At 27.2% G+C, this 18,790-nt stretch carries 17 protein-coding genes; all 17 read right to left on the bottom strand.

The annotated features are described in order from the left end of the window. Positions 1–28: 28 nt before the first annotated feature. The 17 genes from AWT72_RS02065 to AWT72_RS01985 all read right to left on the bottom strand — a co-directional run bounded on the left by AWT72_RS02065 (position 29) and on the right by AWT72_RS01985 (position 18,409). On the bottom strand, positions 29–1,819 hold the full coding sequence (locus AWT72_RS02065; RefSeq protein ID WP_067140058.1) for an ABC transporter substrate-binding protein: 1,791 nt from the start codon (positions 1,817–1,819) through the stop codon (positions 29–31). Positions 1,820–1,980: 161 nt separating this feature from the next. Next, a complete protein-coding gene (locus AWT72_RS02060; RefSeq protein WP_067140055.1) occupies positions 1,981–3,756 on the bottom strand; it encodes an ABC transporter substrate-binding protein in 1,776 nt (591 codons plus the stop codon). A gap of 203 nt (positions 3,757–3,959) precedes the next feature. Next, entirely contained in the window at positions 3,960–5,738 is a 1,779-nt protein-coding gene (locus tag AWT72_RS02055) for an ABC transporter substrate-binding protein (RefSeq protein ID WP_067140052.1), read from the bottom strand. A gap of 52 nt (positions 5,739–5,790) precedes the next feature. After that, complete coding sequence (locus AWT72_RS02050) at positions 5,791–6,672, bottom strand: ABC transporter permease (RefSeq protein WP_067140049.1); 882 nt, start codon at positions 6,670–6,672, stop codon at positions 5,791–5,793. Positions 6,673–6,686: 14 nt separating this feature from the next. Next, positions 6,687–7,649, bottom strand: coding sequence for an oligopeptide ABC transporter permease (opp4B, locus tag AWT72_RS02045; RefSeq protein ID WP_067140046.1), 963 nt, complete (start codon positions 7,647–7,649; stop codon positions 6,687–6,689). 1 nt (position 7,650) lies between these two features. Next, a complete protein-coding gene (locus tag AWT72_RS02040; RefSeq protein WP_082680505.1) occupies positions 7,651–8,601 on the bottom strand; it encodes an ATP-binding cassette domain-containing protein in 951 nt (316 codons plus the stop codon). Further along, on the bottom strand, positions 8,601–9,599 hold the full coding sequence (locus tag AWT72_RS02035; protein ID WP_067140043.1) for an ABC transporter ATP-binding protein: 999 nt from the start codon (positions 9,597–9,599) through the stop codon (positions 8,601–8,603). Before AWT72_RS02035 ends, AWT72_RS02040 begins: the two co-directional genes overlap by 1 nt. A 32-nt stretch (positions 9,600–9,631) precedes the next feature. Then, a complete protein-coding gene (gene secA, locus AWT72_RS02030; RefSeq protein WP_082680504.1) occupies positions 9,632–12,124 on the bottom strand; it encodes a preprotein translocase subunit SecA in 2,493 nt (830 codons plus the stop codon). A 131-nt stretch (positions 12,125–12,255) separates the two neighbouring features. Further along, positions 12,256–12,525: a hypothetical protein gene (locus tag AWT72_RS02025; protein ID WP_067140040.1), complete on the bottom strand. Its 270-nt coding sequence runs from the start codon at positions 12,523–12,525 to the stop codon at positions 12,256–12,258. After that, positions 12,522–13,217 (bottom strand): purine nucleoside phosphorylase YfiH/LACC1 family protein, encoded by a 696-nt coding sequence (locus tag AWT72_RS02020; RefSeq protein ID WP_067140037.1) that lies wholly within the window; start codon positions 13,215–13,217, stop codon positions 12,522–12,524. The genes AWT72_RS02025 and AWT72_RS02020 overlap by 4 nt, the downstream gene beginning before the upstream one ends. 2 nt (positions 13,218–13,219) lie before the next feature. Continuing rightward, complete coding sequence (locus AWT72_RS02015; RefSeq protein WP_067140034.1) at positions 13,220–14,005, bottom strand: polyprenyl synthetase family protein; 786 nt, start codon at positions 14,003–14,005, stop codon at positions 13,220–13,222. 1 nt (position 14,006) lies between these two features. Continuing rightward, a complete protein-coding gene (gene xseB / locus AWT72_RS02010) occupies positions 14,007–14,231 on the bottom strand; it encodes an exodeoxyribonuclease VII small subunit (protein ID WP_067140031.1) in 225 nt (74 codons plus the stop codon). A gap of 1 nt (position 14,232) precedes the next feature. Then, positions 14,233–14,787, bottom strand: a complete 555-nt coding sequence (rsmD, locus tag AWT72_RS02005; protein WP_067140110.1) for a 16S rRNA (guanine(966)-N(2))-methyltransferase RsmD — start codon at positions 14,785–14,787, stop codon at positions 14,233–14,235. A 13-nt stretch (positions 14,788–14,800) separates the two neighbouring features. Continuing rightward, positions 14,801–15,835, bottom strand: a complete 1,035-nt coding sequence (queA, locus tag AWT72_RS02000) for a tRNA preQ1(34) S-adenosylmethionine ribosyltransferase-isomerase QueA (RefSeq protein ID WP_067140028.1) — start codon at positions 15,833–15,835, stop codon at positions 14,801–14,803. Between the two features lies 1 nt (position 15,836). After that, positions 15,837–16,886, bottom strand: a complete 1,050-nt coding sequence (prmC, locus tag AWT72_RS01995) for a peptide chain release factor N(5)-glutamine methyltransferase (RefSeq protein ID WP_067140025.1) — start codon at positions 16,884–16,886, stop codon at positions 15,837–15,839. Between the two features lie 2 nt (positions 16,887–16,888). Further along, positions 16,889–17,968 carry a peptide chain release factor 1 gene (gene prfA, locus AWT72_RS01990; RefSeq protein ID WP_067140022.1) on the bottom strand — a complete coding sequence of 360 codons (1,080 nt, stop codon included), beginning with the start codon at positions 17,966–17,968 and terminating at the stop codon, positions 16,889–16,891. Between the two features lie 186 nt (positions 17,969–18,154). Beyond that, positions 18,155–18,409 carry a metal-sensitive transcriptional regulator gene (locus AWT72_RS01985; protein ID WP_067140019.1) on the bottom strand — a complete coding sequence of 85 codons (255 nt, stop codon included), beginning with the start codon at positions 18,407–18,409 and terminating at the stop codon, positions 18,155–18,157. Positions 18,410–18,790: the final 381 nt, after the last annotated feature.

Here is an 18,790-nt window from a genome sequence, read left to right as displayed (position 1 = left end):
CTCTCGCCTACACTTATATTTAATTATTTTATTTAGTTGCTGCTAATGGTTCTTTTTGTGTTAATCCACCTGTAAATGTTAATCCATCTGCATATTTTGATGATTCTCTACTATCATGATTTACATTATAACCATTTAATCTCTTATTTACTGGGAATAATTCATATTTAAATAATATTGGTAAAAATCCTAGTACATTTTCCATATAATTTTCTTCCCATTCTCTTATAGCCTTCACTTTATATTCTGGGTCTTTAATCGCTTCTAATGAATTAGTCTTTAGAAGTAATTCTTCATTTTTATCACTTGACATACGAGTATGATTAAATTTAGCTGTTTTACCATATAATCCACTTAATTCAAGTGCAGTTCCTACATTCCAAGCTGCAACGAAAATGTCATAACCCTTATTAGATTCTATAGTTGGGAAGAAATTAGAACCCATTAATCTACCTGTTGCAAGTTCTACTTTTAATCCAACCTTTGCCCAATATTGTATATATTGTTGTGATAATTCTTGTGCTATATCATATGCTGGGAAAGCCATATAAATTACAAAAGGTTTTCCATCTTTATCTTCTCTTATTCCATCTCCATCTATATCTTTATAACCTGCTTCATCTAATAAAGCATTTGCTTTTTCTACATTATATTCATATCTAGGTTTTGCATCATGATATTTAGAAAATACTGGCGGTATAGGCGAATTTGCTTTTTCTCTTAATCCATCATAAAATTGAGTTGCAACTTCATCCATATTCATAGCATAAGCCATTGCTTTTCTTAATCTTATATCTGACATTTTCTTATCTGGATCTACTACTCCAATTTTCTTTTCATTATCCCAATGTCCTAAATTAAATCCTAAATATTGATAATATAATGCTTGTCTTCCCACAACTGCTATATTATCAAGATCTTTGTACCCTTTATATGTATCTGCTAAAACTTGTCTATATATATCATATTCTCCATTTCTCATAGATGAGATAAGAGAGCTTGTTGGTAAAATCTTTATTACTAATTTTTCTACCTTTGGCATATTTGCTTTATTATAGTAATTTTCGTTTACTGTATATTCTATACTTTCTCCCGGTATAATTTGACTTATCTTATATGGTCCATATGATAATGGTTTTAATCTAACTTTATTAGATTGTTCTAAATCTTTTATAGGTATATCTTTTAAATAATGCTTAGGTACTAAAAATGATGATACTCCACCTTCTCCTAATAGTATTGTAGGCTTAGCTTCTTTAACATGAATTTTTATTTCATTATCACTTACTTTTTCAAGCCCTGTTATAGTTTTTGCTTTTCCTTTATGGTATTCTTCCATACCCACTACATTTCTAAATCCATCATCATATCTAATACCTGTATAATCTTTGTTCCCTACAATTTCATAACTATAAATATAGTCATCTGCAGTTACAGGTTGTCCATCTTCCCATTTAGCTCCGTCTGCTATTTTAACAGTTATAACTTTATTGTCGGCATCAAATTTAAGATTAAGTATTCCACCATCTATAACATTAAAATCTCCGTCAGACCAAAATAGATTTGGTGCAATTGGTTCTAAGAATATAAAATCATTTGCATCTTGATATAAAGGAGTTAATAGTACTCCTTTAAATGGTTGTTCACTAACTACAGCTATTTTAGCAGTCCCACCGTTTATCGTTTCTTTATCTGAAACATATTCTATTGGAAATAACGATTTATCTGTTGTCGTTGCTTTTCTTCTTTCACCTGGTCCACAGGCAATAAGTGAGCATAACAGTAAACCTGTTAGTCCTTTTAATAAATTTTTTTTCATATTTATTTCTCCTTTTATATTAACTTACATTATTAATTTACACTATTAGTTTATATTATTAACTTGCATTATTAATTTACATTATTAATTTAATTTTTTTTATATGCCACAAAAGCCTACATTTTTTTGATATATATCATGCAGGCTTTAATTATAATAATCTATTTATTAGTTGCTGGTAATGGTTCAGTTTGTGTTAATGCATCTATAAAATTAGCTGCTTCTCTATCATCATTTGTTGTACTTACTTCTTTATATCTCTTATTTATAGGAGATAAAACATAACCGAACATTATAGGTAAAAATCCTAATTCATTTTCCATATAATTATCTTGCCATTCTAATATTGCTTGTTTTCTATACTCTAAATCTTTTGCTGCTTCTAATGAAGATGTTTTGGCTATCAATTCATCATTTTTTTCACTTGCTATACGAGCAAAATTAAATCTAGCCTTTCTACCATAAAATTCTGAAAAGTCTAATATTGTTCCTACAGTCCAAGCAGCTATATATATATCATAGCCCTTATTAGATTGTATTGTTGGGAAAAAATTATTCCCCATAAGTCTACCTGTTGCAAGCTCTACTTTTAATCCAACTTTTGCCCAATCTTGCATAAATTTTTTTGATAATTCTTCAGATATTTCAGAAATACCAAATGCCATTTCAATTACAAATGGTTTACCGTTTTTATCTTCTCTTATTCCATCTCCATCAATATCTTTATAACCTGCTTCATCTAATAAAGCATTGGCTTTTTCTAGGTCATATTCATATCTAGGCTTTGAATCATGATAACTAGAAAATATTGGTGGTACAGGTGAATTAGCCTTTTCTCTTAATCCTTCATAAAATTGTTGAGTTATCTCTCTAACATTAAGTGAATAAGCCATAGCTTTTCTTAATCTTATATCTGCCATTTTCTTATCTGGGTCTACAACATTTTCTTTTTTCTTATCATCCCAATGTCCTAGATTAAATCCAACATATGTATAACTAACTGATGGACTTCCTAAAACTACCAAATTATCAAAATCTTTATATAATTTATATGATGCTGCTGCAACACCTATATATGTATCAAATTCTCCTACTTCCATTGATTTAACAACTGAACTTGAAGGTAATATTTTTATAACTAAACTTTCTACCATAGGCATATGTTCTTTATCATAATAATATTCATTTGGAACATATTCAACACTTTCTCCAGGTATTATTTGAGTAATCTTATATGGTCCATAAGATAATGGTTTCAATCTAACTTCATCAGAAGATTCTAAATCTTGTATTGCTATATCTTTTAAATAATGTTTAGGAACAAATTGTGCGTATAAACCGCCACCACCTCTTAAGATTTCAGGTTGAGCTTCTTTAACATGCACTCTTAATTCAGTATCACTTACTTTTTCAAGACCTTCTATAGTTTTGGCAAGACCTTTACGGTATTCTTCCATCCCTACAACATTTCTCATTCCATCATTGTATCTAACACCTGTATAATCTTTATGACCTATAAGTTCATATGCATAAATTAAGTCATCAACAGTCAATGGATGACCATCTGACCATTTTAGACCTTCTCTTAATGTTACAATTATAACCTTATTATCAACATCTAATTTCATATTAGCATATCCACCATCTATAAGGTCAAAATCTGCATTTTTCCAAAATATTTCTGGATGTATTCTTCTAGAAAGTTCAAAATCAGTACTCTCTGTCCATAATACCGGTGAAAATATAGCTTTAAAAGGAGTATCTGAAACTATAGCAACTTTTAAAGTTCCGCCTTTTATGGCTTCCTTATCTGATTTCCATTCAGTTAGAAATGAAGTTTTATTGATTTCTTCTGCTTTTCTTCTTTCCCCTGGTCCACATGCAATAACTGAAAATAAAAGTAAAGTGATTAAACTTTTTAATAAATTCTTTTTCATAATATTTCTCCTTTTTTAGTAGTAGATATTATGTATATTACTGCATAATATCTACACTAATTTTTTATTATTTACTCTTTTAAAAGAATATATTATGTAGTTTTTTATGAATTTTTTTTAGTAGATGAGTCCTAAAACATATTCTTTTGCATTTACAAAAAATATTTATAACATATACAAAATTTTATTGAATTATCATTACCTTATTTGACCGTAGCTGCTATCGGTTCTTTTTGTGTTAAGGCATCTACGAATTTTACTTCTTCTCTATTATCGTTTGTTGTAGTAAATTCTTTATATCTCTTATTTACTGGGTATAAAGTGTAACTATACCATATAGGTAAAAATCCTAATACATTTTCCATATAGTTATCTTCCCACTCTAATATTGCTTTCTTTCTATATTCTAGATCTTTTACAGCTTCTAGTGAAGAAGTTTTTCTAATTAATTCTTCATTTTTTTCATCTGTTATACGAGCAAAATTAAATTTAGCAGTTTTACCATATACACTTGAGAAATCTAATGCTGTTCCTACTCCCCAACTAGCTAACCATATATCATAACCTTTATTAGACTCTACTGTTGGGAAAAAGTTATTCCCCATAAGTCTACCTGTTGCAAGTTCTACTTTTAGTCCTACTTTTGCCCAGTCTTGTATAAATTGTGTTGATAATTCTTCAGCTATTTCAGAATCTCCAAATGCCATTTCAATTACAAATGGTTTTCCATCTTTTCCTTCTCTTATTCCATCTCCATCAATATCTTTATAACCTGCTTCATCTAATAAAGCATTAGCTTTTTCTAAATCATAATCATATCTAGGTTTAGGATTATAGTATTGTGAAAATATTGGTGGTATAGGTGAATTAGCTTTTTGTTTTAATCCTTCAAAAAATTGTGTTAGAATTTTATTCATATCTAAAGCATATCCCATTGCTTTTCTCAATCTTATATCTGCCATTTTTTTATTTGGATCTACTACATTTTCTTTTTTCTTTTCATCCCAATATCCTAAATTAAATCCAACATATACATAACTTGCTGATGGAGTCCCTACAACTTTTAAATTATCAAAATCTTTATATAATTTATATGATGCAGATGCAACATAATAATAAAAATCATATTCTCCAATTTCCATTGATTTAATAACAGAACTTGATGGTAATATTTTCATTATTAATTTGTCCACTTTTGGCATATGTTCTTTATCATAATAGTTTTCATTTACTACATATTCTATACTTTCACCTGGTATAATTTGACTCACTTTATATGGTCCATAAGATAATGGTTTTAATCTTACTCTATCAGATTGTTCTAAATCTTTAATTGCTATATCTTTTAGATAATGTTTAGGTACAAAATAACCAGTTAGACCTCCTCCTCCAGTTAGTATTTCAGGCTTTGCTACTTTAACATGTATTTTTAATTCAGTATCACTTATTTTTTCAAATCCTTTTATAGTTTTTGCCATTCCTTTGTGGTATTCTTCCATTCCAACTATATTTCTAATACCATCACTATATCTAACCCCAGTATAGTCCTTATGTCCTATGATTTCAGCACCAAAAATATAGTCATCAACCGTTATTGGATTTCCATCTTCCCACTTCAATCCTTCTCTTATTTTAACAGTTATAACCTTATTATCAACATCTAATTTTACATTAGCCATTCCACCATCTATAAGATTAAAATCAGCATTATTCCAAAATATTTCTGGTGATATTTTAGTTATGAATAAAGTACTATCAGTACTATCTTGATATAATACTGGTGAAAATATACCTTTAAAAGGATTATCTGATACTACAGCTATTTTTAATGTCCCACCTTCTATAGCTTCCTTATCAGATTTCCATTCTGATGGAAATAAAGTTGTATTAATTTCTTCCGCTTTTCTTCTCTCCCCTGGTCCACAGGCAATAAGTGAAAATAACATTAATCCTGTTACACTTTTCAATAAAAAATTTTTCATATATTTTTCTCCTTTTTTTGTGTGCTAAATAAAAATTAACACCTATTCATTTTTAACCTAATCTTTGTTTAGCATCACTTGCTCTTTTTAGAGCTTGCCCTATGTAGTTTATGCATAACATCAATACTAATATTAATAATGAAGCTGGTAACCACACCCACAATTTACTACTCATTATTTCAGGTTTTCTTGCATAACTTATTAAAGTTCCAAGAGATGGTACTGAAGGCGGCAATCCATAACCTAAGAAAGTTAATCCTGTTTCTATACCTATGTTTCCTGCAAATGTAAGTGTTAAATCTACTAAAATTATAGAACTAATATTAGGTAATAATTCATATAAAATAATTTTAATATCTCTAGTTCCTAATGTTTTTGAAGCCATGATATATTCTTTTCTTGATTCTGATAATGCTTTTGATCTTATAAGTCTTGCAGTTCCTAACCAAGTAAATGCTGCTAATATAAATATGAATTTTGGTATAGTATATTTAGATATTACAGTTACAAAAACTATTATTACCATAAGTCTTGGTAAAATAATTATAAAATCTATTATACGCATTATTATGTTGTCTATTAAACCTGAATAATAACCAGCTATTAATCCTATTGTTATACCTACAAATTGTGCAATAACAGTAACTGTAAACCCTATAACTATTGAGTTTCTAGCCCCTATTATTAATTGACCTAATATAGAACGACCACCTGCATCTGCTCCAAGCCAAAATCCTTCACCTGGTCTTGCAAATTTATCTAATAAATTAACTGTCATTACTTCTTCTCTATTTAATAAAGCAGCAGAGATAAATATTATCAACATTAGTGTAATTAATAAAAATAATGAAAATAATGCTACTTTATCTTTCATAAATTCTCTTTTTATAACCGAAAATCCTACAGGAGATTCGTTTTTATTTTTATCTTTCATATATAATCTCCTTCCTAATCTATTCTTATTCTAGGATCTACTACACTTAATATTATATCTGATAATAAAGTTCCCATTAATGACAAGAACCCAAATAATAATACTAAAACCGTTATAACTGAATAATCTCTTGATCCAATAGATTCTATAAATAATCTACCCATTCCAGGGTAACCATATATAGTTTCTATGAATATTGATCCACCTAATAATCCTGTTATTGAATAACCTAGAAAGGCTGCTATAGGTATTAATGAATTTCTAAATATATGTCTTGTATATACTTTAGTTTCAGGAACCCCTTTACTTCTTGCTGTTTTTACATAATCCATATTTTTAGCATCTATTATTTCATTTCTTAAATATTGTATAGTTCCAACTGTACTTAATAATGCATATGTTACTGCTGGTAATATTATATGATATAACCTGTTTATGTAATATGCAATAGTTCCTGGTTGTACTCCTAAATCAACTGATCCTGAAGTTGGGAATAATTGTAAATTATAACCAAAGAACCATAACATTAGTAATGATAAAACAAATGATGGTATAGCATAACTTATATAGTTATACATTACTATAGCTTTATCAAGTGGACTATCATTATATCTACCTGCAAGTATACCTAAAGGTAAAGATATAGAATATGATAATATTAAACTAAACAGTGATAATATAAATGTATTATATGCTCTTTGTCCTATCAATGTTGTTACTCTTAGTTTATAAGTATAACTTATACCTAAATCTCCATGGAATAAATTTTTAATCCATCTAATATATTGAATGTGCCAAGGGTCATATAAACCTAATTTAATTCTTAATTCTTCGATAGTTTCAGGAGATGTACTAGGGTCTATTAAACCTGAAAAAGGATCTCCTGGCATTAATTTAGCTAAAACAAATATTAGCATACTTAAAATTACCACTTGAGGTATCATAATAAGTATTCTTCTCATTATCGTTTTCCACATATTATTTCACCTCTTCCTTATATGCTACATAATGTGTTTCATTTGAATTATTTGTTAATGGTTTTAAATCAAAAACTCTTCCTTTTTTATCATAATAATCATTTTCATGTTCATTATAATATTTTTCAACTTCCATTCTTTTTATATAATTTTCATTTTTTTTGGTTGGATTAACATCCGGTATAGCCGCTATTAATCTTTTAGTATATATATGTTGTGGATTAGTGTATATATCATTTCTAGTTCCTTTTTCTACAAAACGACCTTTATACATAATATACATTTCATCACACATATGTTTTACAACACCTAAATCGTGTGATATAAAGATATAACTTAATCCAAATTTATTTTGTATATCTTTCATATAGTTTAAAACCTGTGCTTGTACTGATAAATCTAGTGCTGATACTGGTTCATCTGCTATTATTAATTTTGGTTTAGTTGCTATTGCACGAGCAACACCTATTCTTTGTCTTTGACCACCTGAAAATTCATGAGAATATTTATAAATGTCATCTTCTGACATTCCTACAATTTCTAATAATTCTATCACTCTTTTTCTTTCATCTATTTCTGTTAAATTTTCAAAATTTCTAAGTGGTTCTGCTATAATATCTAGGACTCTTTTTCTAGGATTTAATGAAGATGTAGAGTCTTGAAATATCATTTGTACATCTTTTCTATATTCTGACTTTCTCTTTATTCTTTTTAAGTTTATTTCTTTACCATTGTATGTAACTTTACCTGCTGTTATATTTTCTAAACCTATTATAGATTTTCCTATAGTTGATTTTCCACTTCCAGATTCTCCAACTAAACCATAAGTTTTCCCTTGTTCTATAGACATACTCACACCATCAACTGCATAAACATGATTTTTTATAGTATTGAAAAAGCCTCCTCTTATTGGGTAATGAACTTTTAAGTCTTCTAATTTTAAAATTTCCATTAATCCCAACTCCCTTCAAAATGAAATGTTTTATAACAAGTACATCTTACAAAATGATTATCACTAACTTCATGCATTTTTGGACTTATTTCATGCTCTAATGATGAAATCCAAGGTATTCTTGGTGCAAATCTACACCCTTCTCTTTCTAAATTCTTAATTGATGGAACAGTTCCTTGTATAACATGTAAATGTTTTGCTTCTTTATCCAAGTGTGGTATAGAATTAAGTAATGATCTAGTATATGGATGCTTAGGGTTTTCAAATAACTCATTTACATCTGCTAATTCAACTATTTCTCCTGCATACATTACTGCTACCCTATCCGCTATTTCTGCCACTACACCTAAATCATGTGTAATTATGATTACACCTGAACCTGTTTCTTTTTGTAATTCTTTTATTAAATCTAATATTTGTGCTTGTATAGTAACATCTAATGCTGTTGTTGGCTCATCACATATTAAAATATCTGGTTTACATGCTAGGGCTATTGCTATTATTACTCTTTGACGCATACCACCTGATAATTCATGTGGAAATCTTCTAACAGCTCTTTCAGGATTTGGTATACCTACATTTTCTAATAATTCTAAAACTATCTTTTGTCTTTCTTCCTTATTATAATTTGTGTGATATATAAGTCCTTCTTCAATTTGAGCACCTATTCTCATAAGAGGATTTAGGGCTGACAGGGGATCTTGGAATATCATTCCAATCTTATTCCCCCTAACATCATTATATTCATCCTCTGTTAAATCTAATAAATTTCTATCTTCAAATAAAATTTCTCCATCTACTTTTGTAAATAATGGATTATGTAATCCCATTATAGATGTCGCTAGTGTACTTTTACCACAACCAGATTCTCCAACTATTGCTAAGATTTCATTTTTATTAAGTGTAAAAGAAACTCCATCTACTGCATTATAGTAATCATCTTTTATTCTAAATCCAGTTTCTAAATCTCTAACTTCTAATAATACTTCCTCTATCATTATATTATTTATCTCACTTTCTTAAATGTTATTTATGCTTCTTCATTAATTCTTGGTTTTATTTTTAGTAAAAAGGCTGTTGTATCTCTTTTAATTGCTTGTATCATTTCATTATACACGTCTGCACTCACTATTTTATACTCATTAACTGGATTTTTTTGACCATAAGATTGTAAATTTATACCTTCTCTTAATTCAGTTAAATTTTTAAGATTATCTCTCCATTTAGTATCAAGCACTTCTAACATTATATATCTTTCAATTTTTTCAAAATACTCTTCCCCAAATAAACCAACTTTTAAATTATATCTTTTTTCTAATTCTTCAACCAATTTATTTAATAATTCTTCTTTTGATAAAGTATTTGTTTCAAAATCAGGATTATAATCATATGTTTCCATTAATTTGTCAATTAATACTACTTTATCATCTTCACTTTCAAATACAATATCTTCAACATTATCATATAACATATCTAGAATTAATTCTCTTAGATTGTCATTATTTAATATTTGATCTCTTTGAGAATATATTATTTCTCTTTGTTTATTATTAACATCATCAAATTCTATCAAACTTTTTCTTGCTGCAAAGTTTCTACTTTCAATTCTCTTTTGAGCATTTTCTACATTTTTAGTTACAGACTTATTTCTTATTTCTTCATCTTCACCAATTTTTAGCATAGTCATTATACTCTTAAGTCTGTCTCCACCAAATAGTCTCATTAAATCATCTTCTAATGATAAGTAAAATTCAGAAGTTCCTGGATCTCCTTGACGACCTGCTCTACCTCTTAATTGGTTATCTATTCTTCTACTTTCATGTCTTTCAGTACCTAGTATAAATAATCCACCTGCTGCTAATACTTTTTCTCTATTTTCTTCACATTCTTTTTCATATAGATCTAATGCAGAATAGTATTCTGGTGTACCACGTTCTGCAATTTTACATGCAAGCGAATCTGGGTCTCCCCCAAGTTTTATATCTGTTCCACGACCTGCCATATTAGTTGCTATTGTTACTGTTTTGTATCTTCCAGCCTGTGCTACTATTTCCGCTTCTCTTTCATGATATTTAGCATTCAATACTTCATGTGGTATTTTGGCTTTTTTAAGTAATGCTGAAACTTTTTCTGAATGCTCTATTGATGCTGTTCCCACTAATACAGGTTGACCTTTTTCAAATAATTCTGCTATTTTAGCAACTATTGCCTTATGTTTTGCTCTACTTGTTTGATAAATTACATCTGCTAAATCTTTTCTTATTAAAGGTCTATTTGTAGGTACTACTACTACTTTTAAACCATATATTTGTCTAAATTCTTCTTCTTCTGTTTTTGCTGTTCCTGTCATTCCTGATAATTTAGTATACATTCTAAAATAGTTTTGTAATGTTATAGTTGCTAATGTTTGATTTTCTCCTGCAACTTTTAAGTGTTCTTTTGCTTCAATAGCCTGATGAAGTCCATCAGAATATCTTCTACCTTCCATAAGTCTACCAGTAAACTCATCAACTATTATTACTTCGCCATCTTTATTTACTATATAATCTTTATCTCTTTTAAATAATTCTTTTGCTTTTAATGCTTGTGATAAAAAATGTGTTAATTCAACATAATCAGGTGAGTATAAATTCTCTATTCCTAAAATCTTTTCTACATTTTTTATACCTTTATCAGTAACTGTTACAGTATGTGCTTTTTCATCAACTTCATAATCTTCCCAATCTTCATCAGGTATTACTGTATTTTTCTTATCTTTAATTTCTTCTGTCTTATAACTTCTTTTTAACTTTTTAGCAACTGTTGCAAATCTATCATACCATTCTGTAATTTCTTCTGCTGCACCTGATATTATTAAAGGAGTTCTTGCTTCATCAATTAAAATTGAATCTACTTCATCGACAATAGCATAATTATGTGATCTTTGTACCTTATCTTTTATATCATGAACCATATTATCTCTTAGATAATCAAATCCAAATTCATTATTTGTACCATAAGTTATATCTGCATCATATGATTTCTTTCTTTCTTCATTTGACATATTAGCTATAATTACACCTGAACTTAGTCCTAAGAAAGAATATATAACACCCATAGTGTCTCTATCTCTTTTTGCTAAATAATCATTTACTGTAACTACATGCACACCTTTACCTAATAAAGCATTTAAATAAACTGGAAAAACTGACATTAATGTTTTACCTTCTCCTGTTTTCATTTCTGCTATTTTACCTTCATGTAGTATCATTCCACCTATTAATTGTACATCAAAAGCACGCATTCTAGTTAATCTTTTTGCTACTTCTCTTACTGTTGCAAATGCTTCCACTAATATATCATCTAATGTTTCCCCATTACTTAATCTATCTTTAAATTCAGTAGTTTTTGCTTTTAACTCATCATCGCTCATTGCTATATATTTAGGCTCTAAACCATTAATTATTTCAACTTTTTTTCTCATTTTTTTAATAATTTTTTCGTCTGTATTTCCAAACATTTTATTAAATATATTTTCTAACATTTTGTCTCCTTTTATCTAGCCATACTTTTGTCTTATTCTAAATCAGTATAGCATTTTCTTATATTTTTTGTACAATATATTTTATTAAAGTAATCATTAATATTATTAATGATTAAATTTAATGTTTATTTCTATTCCAAACTAATCATGATATTGATTTTATTGTAATCATAAAAATTTATATATTCTTTAACTAGATTATATAAATACTTTTGAATACACAAAAACGAGGCAAAAAACTTTGTCTTTATTTTTCTTATTTCCGCAATCTTTTTAATAGTTCTTTCTTCTATATTATATACTATTTCAAATATATTATATCTATCTATTATAACTACGCTTGTATTAGATATACATGTTATTATTAGTAACATGTAAAATATATTTATAGTTTTTTTCATTCTATCCCTACTTTAAGTAATGCTATCATTCTTTTATCTGTTTTTTCTTTTCTATATGAAAAAAAATCCCCAGCATAAGTACAATAATCATTTACTATTATATTTTTTCTAGGCACACCTTGATTTATCGCTATTTGTTCATTCATTTTACTAAGTGATAAATAAAATTTATTAGCTGCACTCTCTATCATTGTACCAAAATTTAGCCTTAATTTCAATTCTTTAATTACATCTTCTTTAATTTCATAATTTTTACTAGATATACATATACCAAAAGTTACTATAATATCGTTAACATTACTACCGTATTTACTTTTCATAATATTAATTGCTTCTTTTAAAATACCATTAGAACTTCCACGCCAACCACCATGTAATAAACCATAAACTTTTTTCTTTTTATCAATTATAAAGATGGGCATGCAGTCAGCAAAATAAGCCATTAAAGTATACTTTGGATTATCAGTTATATAGCCATCAATATTTTCTATATTTGATATATCTGTATTTTCTTCTAAACACAATATATTTATACTATGAGTTTGAACTCCTTTTACTAAATTATTTTTATCTATATTTAATTTATCTAATAAAGGGTATAAATTTTCTTTTTCTTTCATATTTCCAGCTTTTCTAGTAGTTTGTATTCCTAAAAAGCCATATTTTTTTAAATTTTCAAATTCTATATACACTTTTACACCTTTCTTATAAATATTTTTTCTATATATGATAGCAATTCCTTATCATCTTTTAAAAGATTTCTAATTTTTAATATTTTCTCATTTAAAACTTCTTTTGTCTTTTCTATACCTATAATATTAACATAGTTTGATTTATCATCTTTATTAGAAAAATCCATTAAATCATCTTGTATTTGATACACCATACCTAATTCATTTGCAACAGTTATATATTTATCATTTTCTACATTAAATTCTGCTAAAACTGTTTCAAAACAAGCAGATATTAAATTAGCGGTCTTAGTTTGGTGTATTAATTCCAAAGTCTTAATATCTATATCTTTATTAGCATTTTTCATATCTAAGACTTGTCCTAATATCATACCATTTATACCTATATTTCTACTTAGTATTTCTATAATTTTAGACTTATTTTCTAATGTTTTAGAACTAGATATTACATTAAATGCTTCTGTAAGTAAACCATCTCCTACCAATACCCCTATATATTCTCCATATTTAGCATGAGTTGTAAGTTTACCCCGTCTATACATATCATTGTCCATACAAGGCAAATCATCATGAACTAACGAATAATTATGTACTAATTCAATGGCTAACGCTATATCTATAACCTTAGTATAGTCTTTTCCTAAACTTTTAGCCATTAAAAGTATTAGCATAGGTCTTACTCTTTTACCACCAACAGTTAATGAATACTTAAATGCTTCATAAAGTACATTATTTGCTTCATATTTTTTTAATAAATTATTTAATTCTTTTTCAAAATATTCATTCATATTAATCCTCATTAAGTTCAGATATTTCTATATTCCCTAACTTCTCTATTATTTTTCTTACCTTACCATCTGCTTCATTCAATGTTTTTTCAGCTTCTACTATTAATTTTTGACAAGTTTCATATATTTTAATTGCTTCATCTAAACTTGTTTCTTCTTTTTCTAAAATTTCAATATTCTTTTTGATTTTTTCTAATTTTTCTTCAAAACCTATTTTAGTTGCCATTTTAATCTTCCTTTCTAAAAAAACTAATTATTTTCTTGTTATATTCTCTTTCATCATATTTAACTAAATTCATTATTTTATCATCTAATTTTTCATAATTTGCATGCTCACATATTATTATTCCATCTTGTTCTAAAATATCAAATTCAGATAATTTTTCCAATGTTTTAGTTGTTAAATTTTCTTTATATGGCGGATCCATAAATATTATATCAAATTTTTCGTTTTTTCTTTTAAGTATTTCTATGGCTCTTAAACTATCATTTTTATATGCTCTACAATCTTTTTCTAACTTAAATCTAGTAACATTATCTATTATTACATTCAAAGCTTCATAGTCTTTTTCTATCATTATGGCTCTTTTAGCACCACGACTAAGTGCTTCAAAACTCATATTTCCAGTACCTGAATAAAGGTCTAAAAATTTAGCATCTATTACCTTATCATATATTATACTAAATATTGACTCTTTAATTCTCTCTAATGTTGGTCTTGTATCAAAACCCTCACGAGAAAGCACTACTCTATTTTTTAATTTTCCTGATGTTATTCTCATAATATTACCTTTCTTAAACATTCTCTCCAATATACATTGAATCTCCTAAACTAAAAAATCTATACTCATTTTCTATTGCTACTTTGTATGCATTCATTAATCTTTCTTTACTACCCATAAATGATGAAATTAACATTACTAGTGTTGATTTTGGTAAATGAAAGTTAGTTATAACGGCATCTACTATTTTAAAGTCATATTCTCCGTATATAAATATGTCTGTACTATCTTTTTTTGCAATTAACTTATTGTCTTTATCTAGACTTGATTCTAAGGTTCTAACAGAAGTTGTTCCTACTGCAACTATTCTTCTACCTTCACTTTTAGCCTTATTAATTATATCAGCAGTTTCATTTGGAATATAGTACTCTTCACTATGCATTATATGTTCTTCTACATTTTCTACCTTAACAGGTCTAAATGTTCCTAGTCCAACCGTTAAATACACTTCTGCTATAGTTATACCTTTATCTCTAATTCTATCTAGCAATTCGTTAGTAAAATGTAAACCTGCAGTTGGTGCTGCAACAGATTCTCCATTTTTTGCATAAACTGTTTGGTATCTATTTTTATCTTTTAATTTTTCATGTATATATGGTGGTAATGGTAATTCTCCTAATTCATCTAATATTGCTTCAAAAGCCCCTTTATAGATAAATTCCACTATTCTATTTCCATCATCTTTAATTTCTAATAATTTTAAACTTAATTTATTTTCTAAAAAAATTAATTCGTCACCTATTTTTAATCTTTTCGCAGGTTTTAGTAAAACTTCCCAAGTATTAAGACTAAGCCTTTTTAAAAGCAAGCACTCTATAACTACTCCATTTTTCTTGTGTCCTATAAGTCTTGCAGGTATTACCTTAGTTCTATTTATTACTAAAACATCATCTTTTTTCAAATAATCTAATATATTATAGAATCTTTTATGCTCTATCTTTCCACTATTTTTATTAACAGCTAAAAGTTTAGAATGATCTCTTGGTTCTACTGCATTTTGTGCTATAAGTTTTTCTGGCAATTCAAAATCAAATTCTTTTATATTCATTTCAACCCTTTCTAGCTATTACTACTCTATCTAGACCATTTAAATCTGTATAATTTTTTATATCTACATAACCAAATTCAGTTAAAATATCATTAACTGCTTTTTTTTGCTTATAACCTATCTCAAAAGCCAAATAACCGCCATTTTTTAAATATTCTTTGGCATTTTTAGATATTTCATAATAAAAGTATAAACCATCACTGTTTGCAAATAAAGCCTCGTGTGGTTCATGTATATATGTATTAAGTCCTACCTCTTCTACTTCTTTATTTGAAATATATGGAGGATTAGAAACTATAATATCAAATTCTTTAAATTCTATATTTTCAAATAGATTTGATTTTACTATTTTAACATTTTTTGCGTTTAAAAATTCTGTATTCTTTTTAGATATTTCTAGAGCTTTGTCTGATATATCTATTGCTAAAACTTTTGATTTAGGTAATTCTTTTGCAATAGTTATTGCTATTACTCCACTTCCGGTTCCTATATCTAAAACTAAACTATCTTGTTTAGAAATTTCTAAAACTTTTTCAACTAAAACTTCTGTATCATGTCTAGGAATTAAGACTCCTTTATCTATAAAAAAATCTCTACCATAAAAATTTTGTTCGTTAAACACATATTGATATGGCATATTTTCAAGAGCAATTTTTTTCAAATATTCTCTAATCCTATTTTTTTCTTCTTCATTTATTTTTTTTTCATAACTAATAAATAGCATCATTCTATCTATTTTTAAAACTTTGGAAAATACTAATTCTGCTATTAAACTTGCTTCATAAACATTATATTTTTTTAAATAAACTATAGAAGAATCTAAAAATTCTTTTAAGGTATTTTCTTTTGTGGTGTCTTTTTCTTTCATAACATGTCTTATTTTAGATATTTCTTCATCTGTTAAAATTCTATCAAAATTAGCATATAGCATTATTCTATCTATATTTAATGCTTTAGAAAATAGTTTCTCTGCTTCTAATCTTGGATTTTGGGCTTTTTTATTTTCAAAAAATACTACTGTTTTATTTAGTAATTCTATAAGTTTTGACATTTTTAAATTTCATCTCCAACTGATTTTAATAACTCTGCTTGATTATACGCTATTAGAGCATCTATCATTTCATCTAAATCTCCATCTAAGAAAGAATCCAATCTATGTAATGTTAATTTTATTCTATGATCACTAACTCTACCTTGTGGGAAATTATATGTTCTAATTTTTTCTGATCTATCTCCCATACCTACTTGTGATTTTCTCTCACTTGAAACTTCTTTTCTTTGTGCTTCTACTTCCATTTCATAAAGTTTAGATGCTAAAACTTTCATTGCCGCTTCTTTATTTTTTATTTGAGATCTACCATCTTGTGAAGTAACAACTATACCCGTTGGTTTATGTGTTATACGAACTGCTGAATCAGTAGTATTTACATGTTGTCCCCCCGCTCCACTTGATCTATATGTATCGACTTGTAAATCTGATGGATTTATTTCAACTTTTGCTACGTCATCTAATTCTGGTAATACTGCTACTGTAATAGTTGAAGTATGTATTCTCCCTGATGATTCAGTATCTGGTACTCTTTGTACTCTATGCACTCCACTTTCATATTTTAATCTTGAATATGCACCATTACCCTTAATTAAAAATGTTACTTCTTTTAATCCACCAACACCAGTTTCATTTTTATCAAGCATTTCCACTTTCCATTTTGATCTTTCAGCATATCTTGTGAACATTCTAAATATATCTGCTGCAAATAAAGCGGCTTCATCTCCACCTGCTGCTGCTCTTATTTCTACTATAACATTTTTTTCATCATTTGGATCTTTTGGTAATAATAAAACTTTTAAATCTTCTTCTAATATTAATATGTTTGCTTCAATTTCTGATATTTCATCATACATCATTTCTTTTAATTCGTTATCTTTTTCTGTTTTAACTTGCTCTTTTAAATTGTCATACTCATTCTTGTGCTCTATATATTCCTTATATTTATTAACTATATCATTTATGCTTGTTAATGCCTTATTATATTCCATTAATTTTTTAGGATCTGCTATCACCTCAGGATCCATTAATAGATTAGTCAATTCCTCATGTTTTTTTACTACCTCATCTAATTTTTGAAACATCTACTTGTTTCTCCTCTCTTTTTCTTTTATTATATCGTATACTATATATGTTCATTATATCATATACTACTATAGCTATCAATCTAAAATTAATTAATTGATTTTATTGTTATTAAATGATATTAAAATAAAGAAAAATAGTTAGATTTTGCTTCCAACTATTTATATTCATATTAATTTTATATATTAATTTTTAATATTTTTCAATACCAAATTCAATATTTTTTTAATTTTTTCTTCCATATTAGCATCCTTTTCATTTAAAAGCTCTAATGCATGATTTTCTAACAATATATTCTCAACACCAGATAAACTTGCCTTTACTGCCTTGATTTGTGTAATAATATCAACACATTCTCTATCTTCTTCAACCATTTTTTTTATGCCATTTAAATGTCCAGTAGCAATAGAAATACGATTTATTAAATTTCTTTTATCCATAATATTTAAATTTATATTAAATCAGTCTAATTTAGATAAATACTTATTTTTCTAAATTTACTTTTTTAATTAATTACCCTCCTTATTTTTTTTTACTAAATTGCTATTTTTAATTCTTTTTTCCTAAATTTTTATAGTATATACACGCAACATTCTTTTCCCCCACCCCCAAACTAGGGGTATATTGTTAAATTATATCTTTAGAATTATATAATGTCAAGTAATAAATTAATTTAATTATAGAAATGTGTGAAAGCTCACCAAAAGTGAGCCCTTAATAGCTCATTTAATTTTTCGTAAAAGTTCATTAATTTGACCCATTTTTTGTGATATAAATATATTACAAATTAAATTAAAGGAGATGATCGTTTATGTCTAAAA

It is taken from the genome of Oceanivirga salmonicida, assembly GCF_001517915.1.
Classification (GTDB): domain Bacteria; phylum Fusobacteriota; class Fusobacteriia; order Fusobacteriales; family Leptotrichiaceae; genus Oceanivirga; species Oceanivirga salmonicida.
This window is presented reverse-complemented; position numbering and strand designations above follow the sequence as displayed.

Excerpts from the sequence above, each read along its gene's own strand:
- AWT72_RS02065 (WP_067140058.1), bottom strand. The coding sequence starts at position 1,819 with ATGAAAAAAAATTTATTAAAAGGACTAACAGGTTTACTGTTATGCTCA.
- AWT72_RS02060 (WP_067140055.1), bottom strand. The coding sequence starts at position 3,756 with ATGAAAAAGAATTTATTAAAAAGTTTAATCACTTTACTTTTATTTTCA.
- AWT72_RS02055 (WP_067140052.1), bottom strand. The coding sequence starts at position 5,738 with ATGAAAAATTTTTTATTGAAAAGTGTAACAGGATTAATGTTATTTTCA.
- AWT72_RS02050 (WP_067140049.1), bottom strand. The coding sequence starts at position 6,672 with ATGAAAGATAAAAATAAAAACGAATCTCCTGTAGGATTTTCGGTTATA.
- opp4B (WP_067140046.1), bottom strand. The coding sequence starts at position 7,649 with ATGTGGAAAACGATAATGAGAAGAATACTTATTATGATACCTCAAGTG.
- AWT72_RS02040 (WP_082680505.1), bottom strand. The coding sequence starts at position 8,601 with ATGGAAATTTTAAAATTAGAAGACTTAAAAGTTCATTACCCAATAAGA.
- AWT72_RS02035 (WP_067140043.1), bottom strand. The coding sequence starts at position 9,599 with ATGATAGAGGAAGTATTATTAGAAGTTAGAGATTTAGAAACTGGATTT.
- secA (WP_082680504.1), bottom strand. The coding sequence starts at position 12,124 with ATGTTAGAAAATATATTTAATAAAATGTTTGGAAATACAGACGAAAAA.
- AWT72_RS02025 (WP_067140040.1), bottom strand. The coding sequence starts at position 12,525 with ATGAAAAAAACTATAAATATATTTTACATGTTACTAATAATAACATGT.
- AWT72_RS02015 (WP_067140034.1), bottom strand. The coding sequence starts at position 14,005 with ATGAATGAATATTTTGAAAAAGAATTAAATAATTTATTAAAAAAATAT.
- xseB (WP_067140031.1), bottom strand. The coding sequence starts at position 14,231 with ATGGCAACTAAAATAGGTTTTGAAGAAAAATTAGAAAAAATCAAAAAG.
- rsmD (WP_067140110.1), bottom strand. The coding sequence starts at position 14,787 with ATGAGAATAACATCAGGAAAATTAAAAAATAGAGTAGTGCTTTCTCGT.
- queA (WP_067140028.1), bottom strand. The coding sequence starts at position 15,835 with ATGAATATAAAAGAATTTGATTTTGAATTGCCAGAAAAACTTATAGCA.
- prmC (WP_067140025.1), bottom strand. The coding sequence starts at position 16,886 with ATGTCAAAACTTATAGAATTACTAAATAAAACAGTAGTATTTTTTGAA.
- prfA (WP_067140022.1), bottom strand. The coding sequence starts at position 17,968 with ATGTTTCAAAAATTAGATGAGGTAGTAAAAAAACATGAGGAATTGACT.
- AWT72_RS01985 (WP_067140019.1), bottom strand. The coding sequence starts at position 18,409 with ATGGATAAAAGAAATTTAATAAATCGTATTTCTATTGCTACTGGACAT.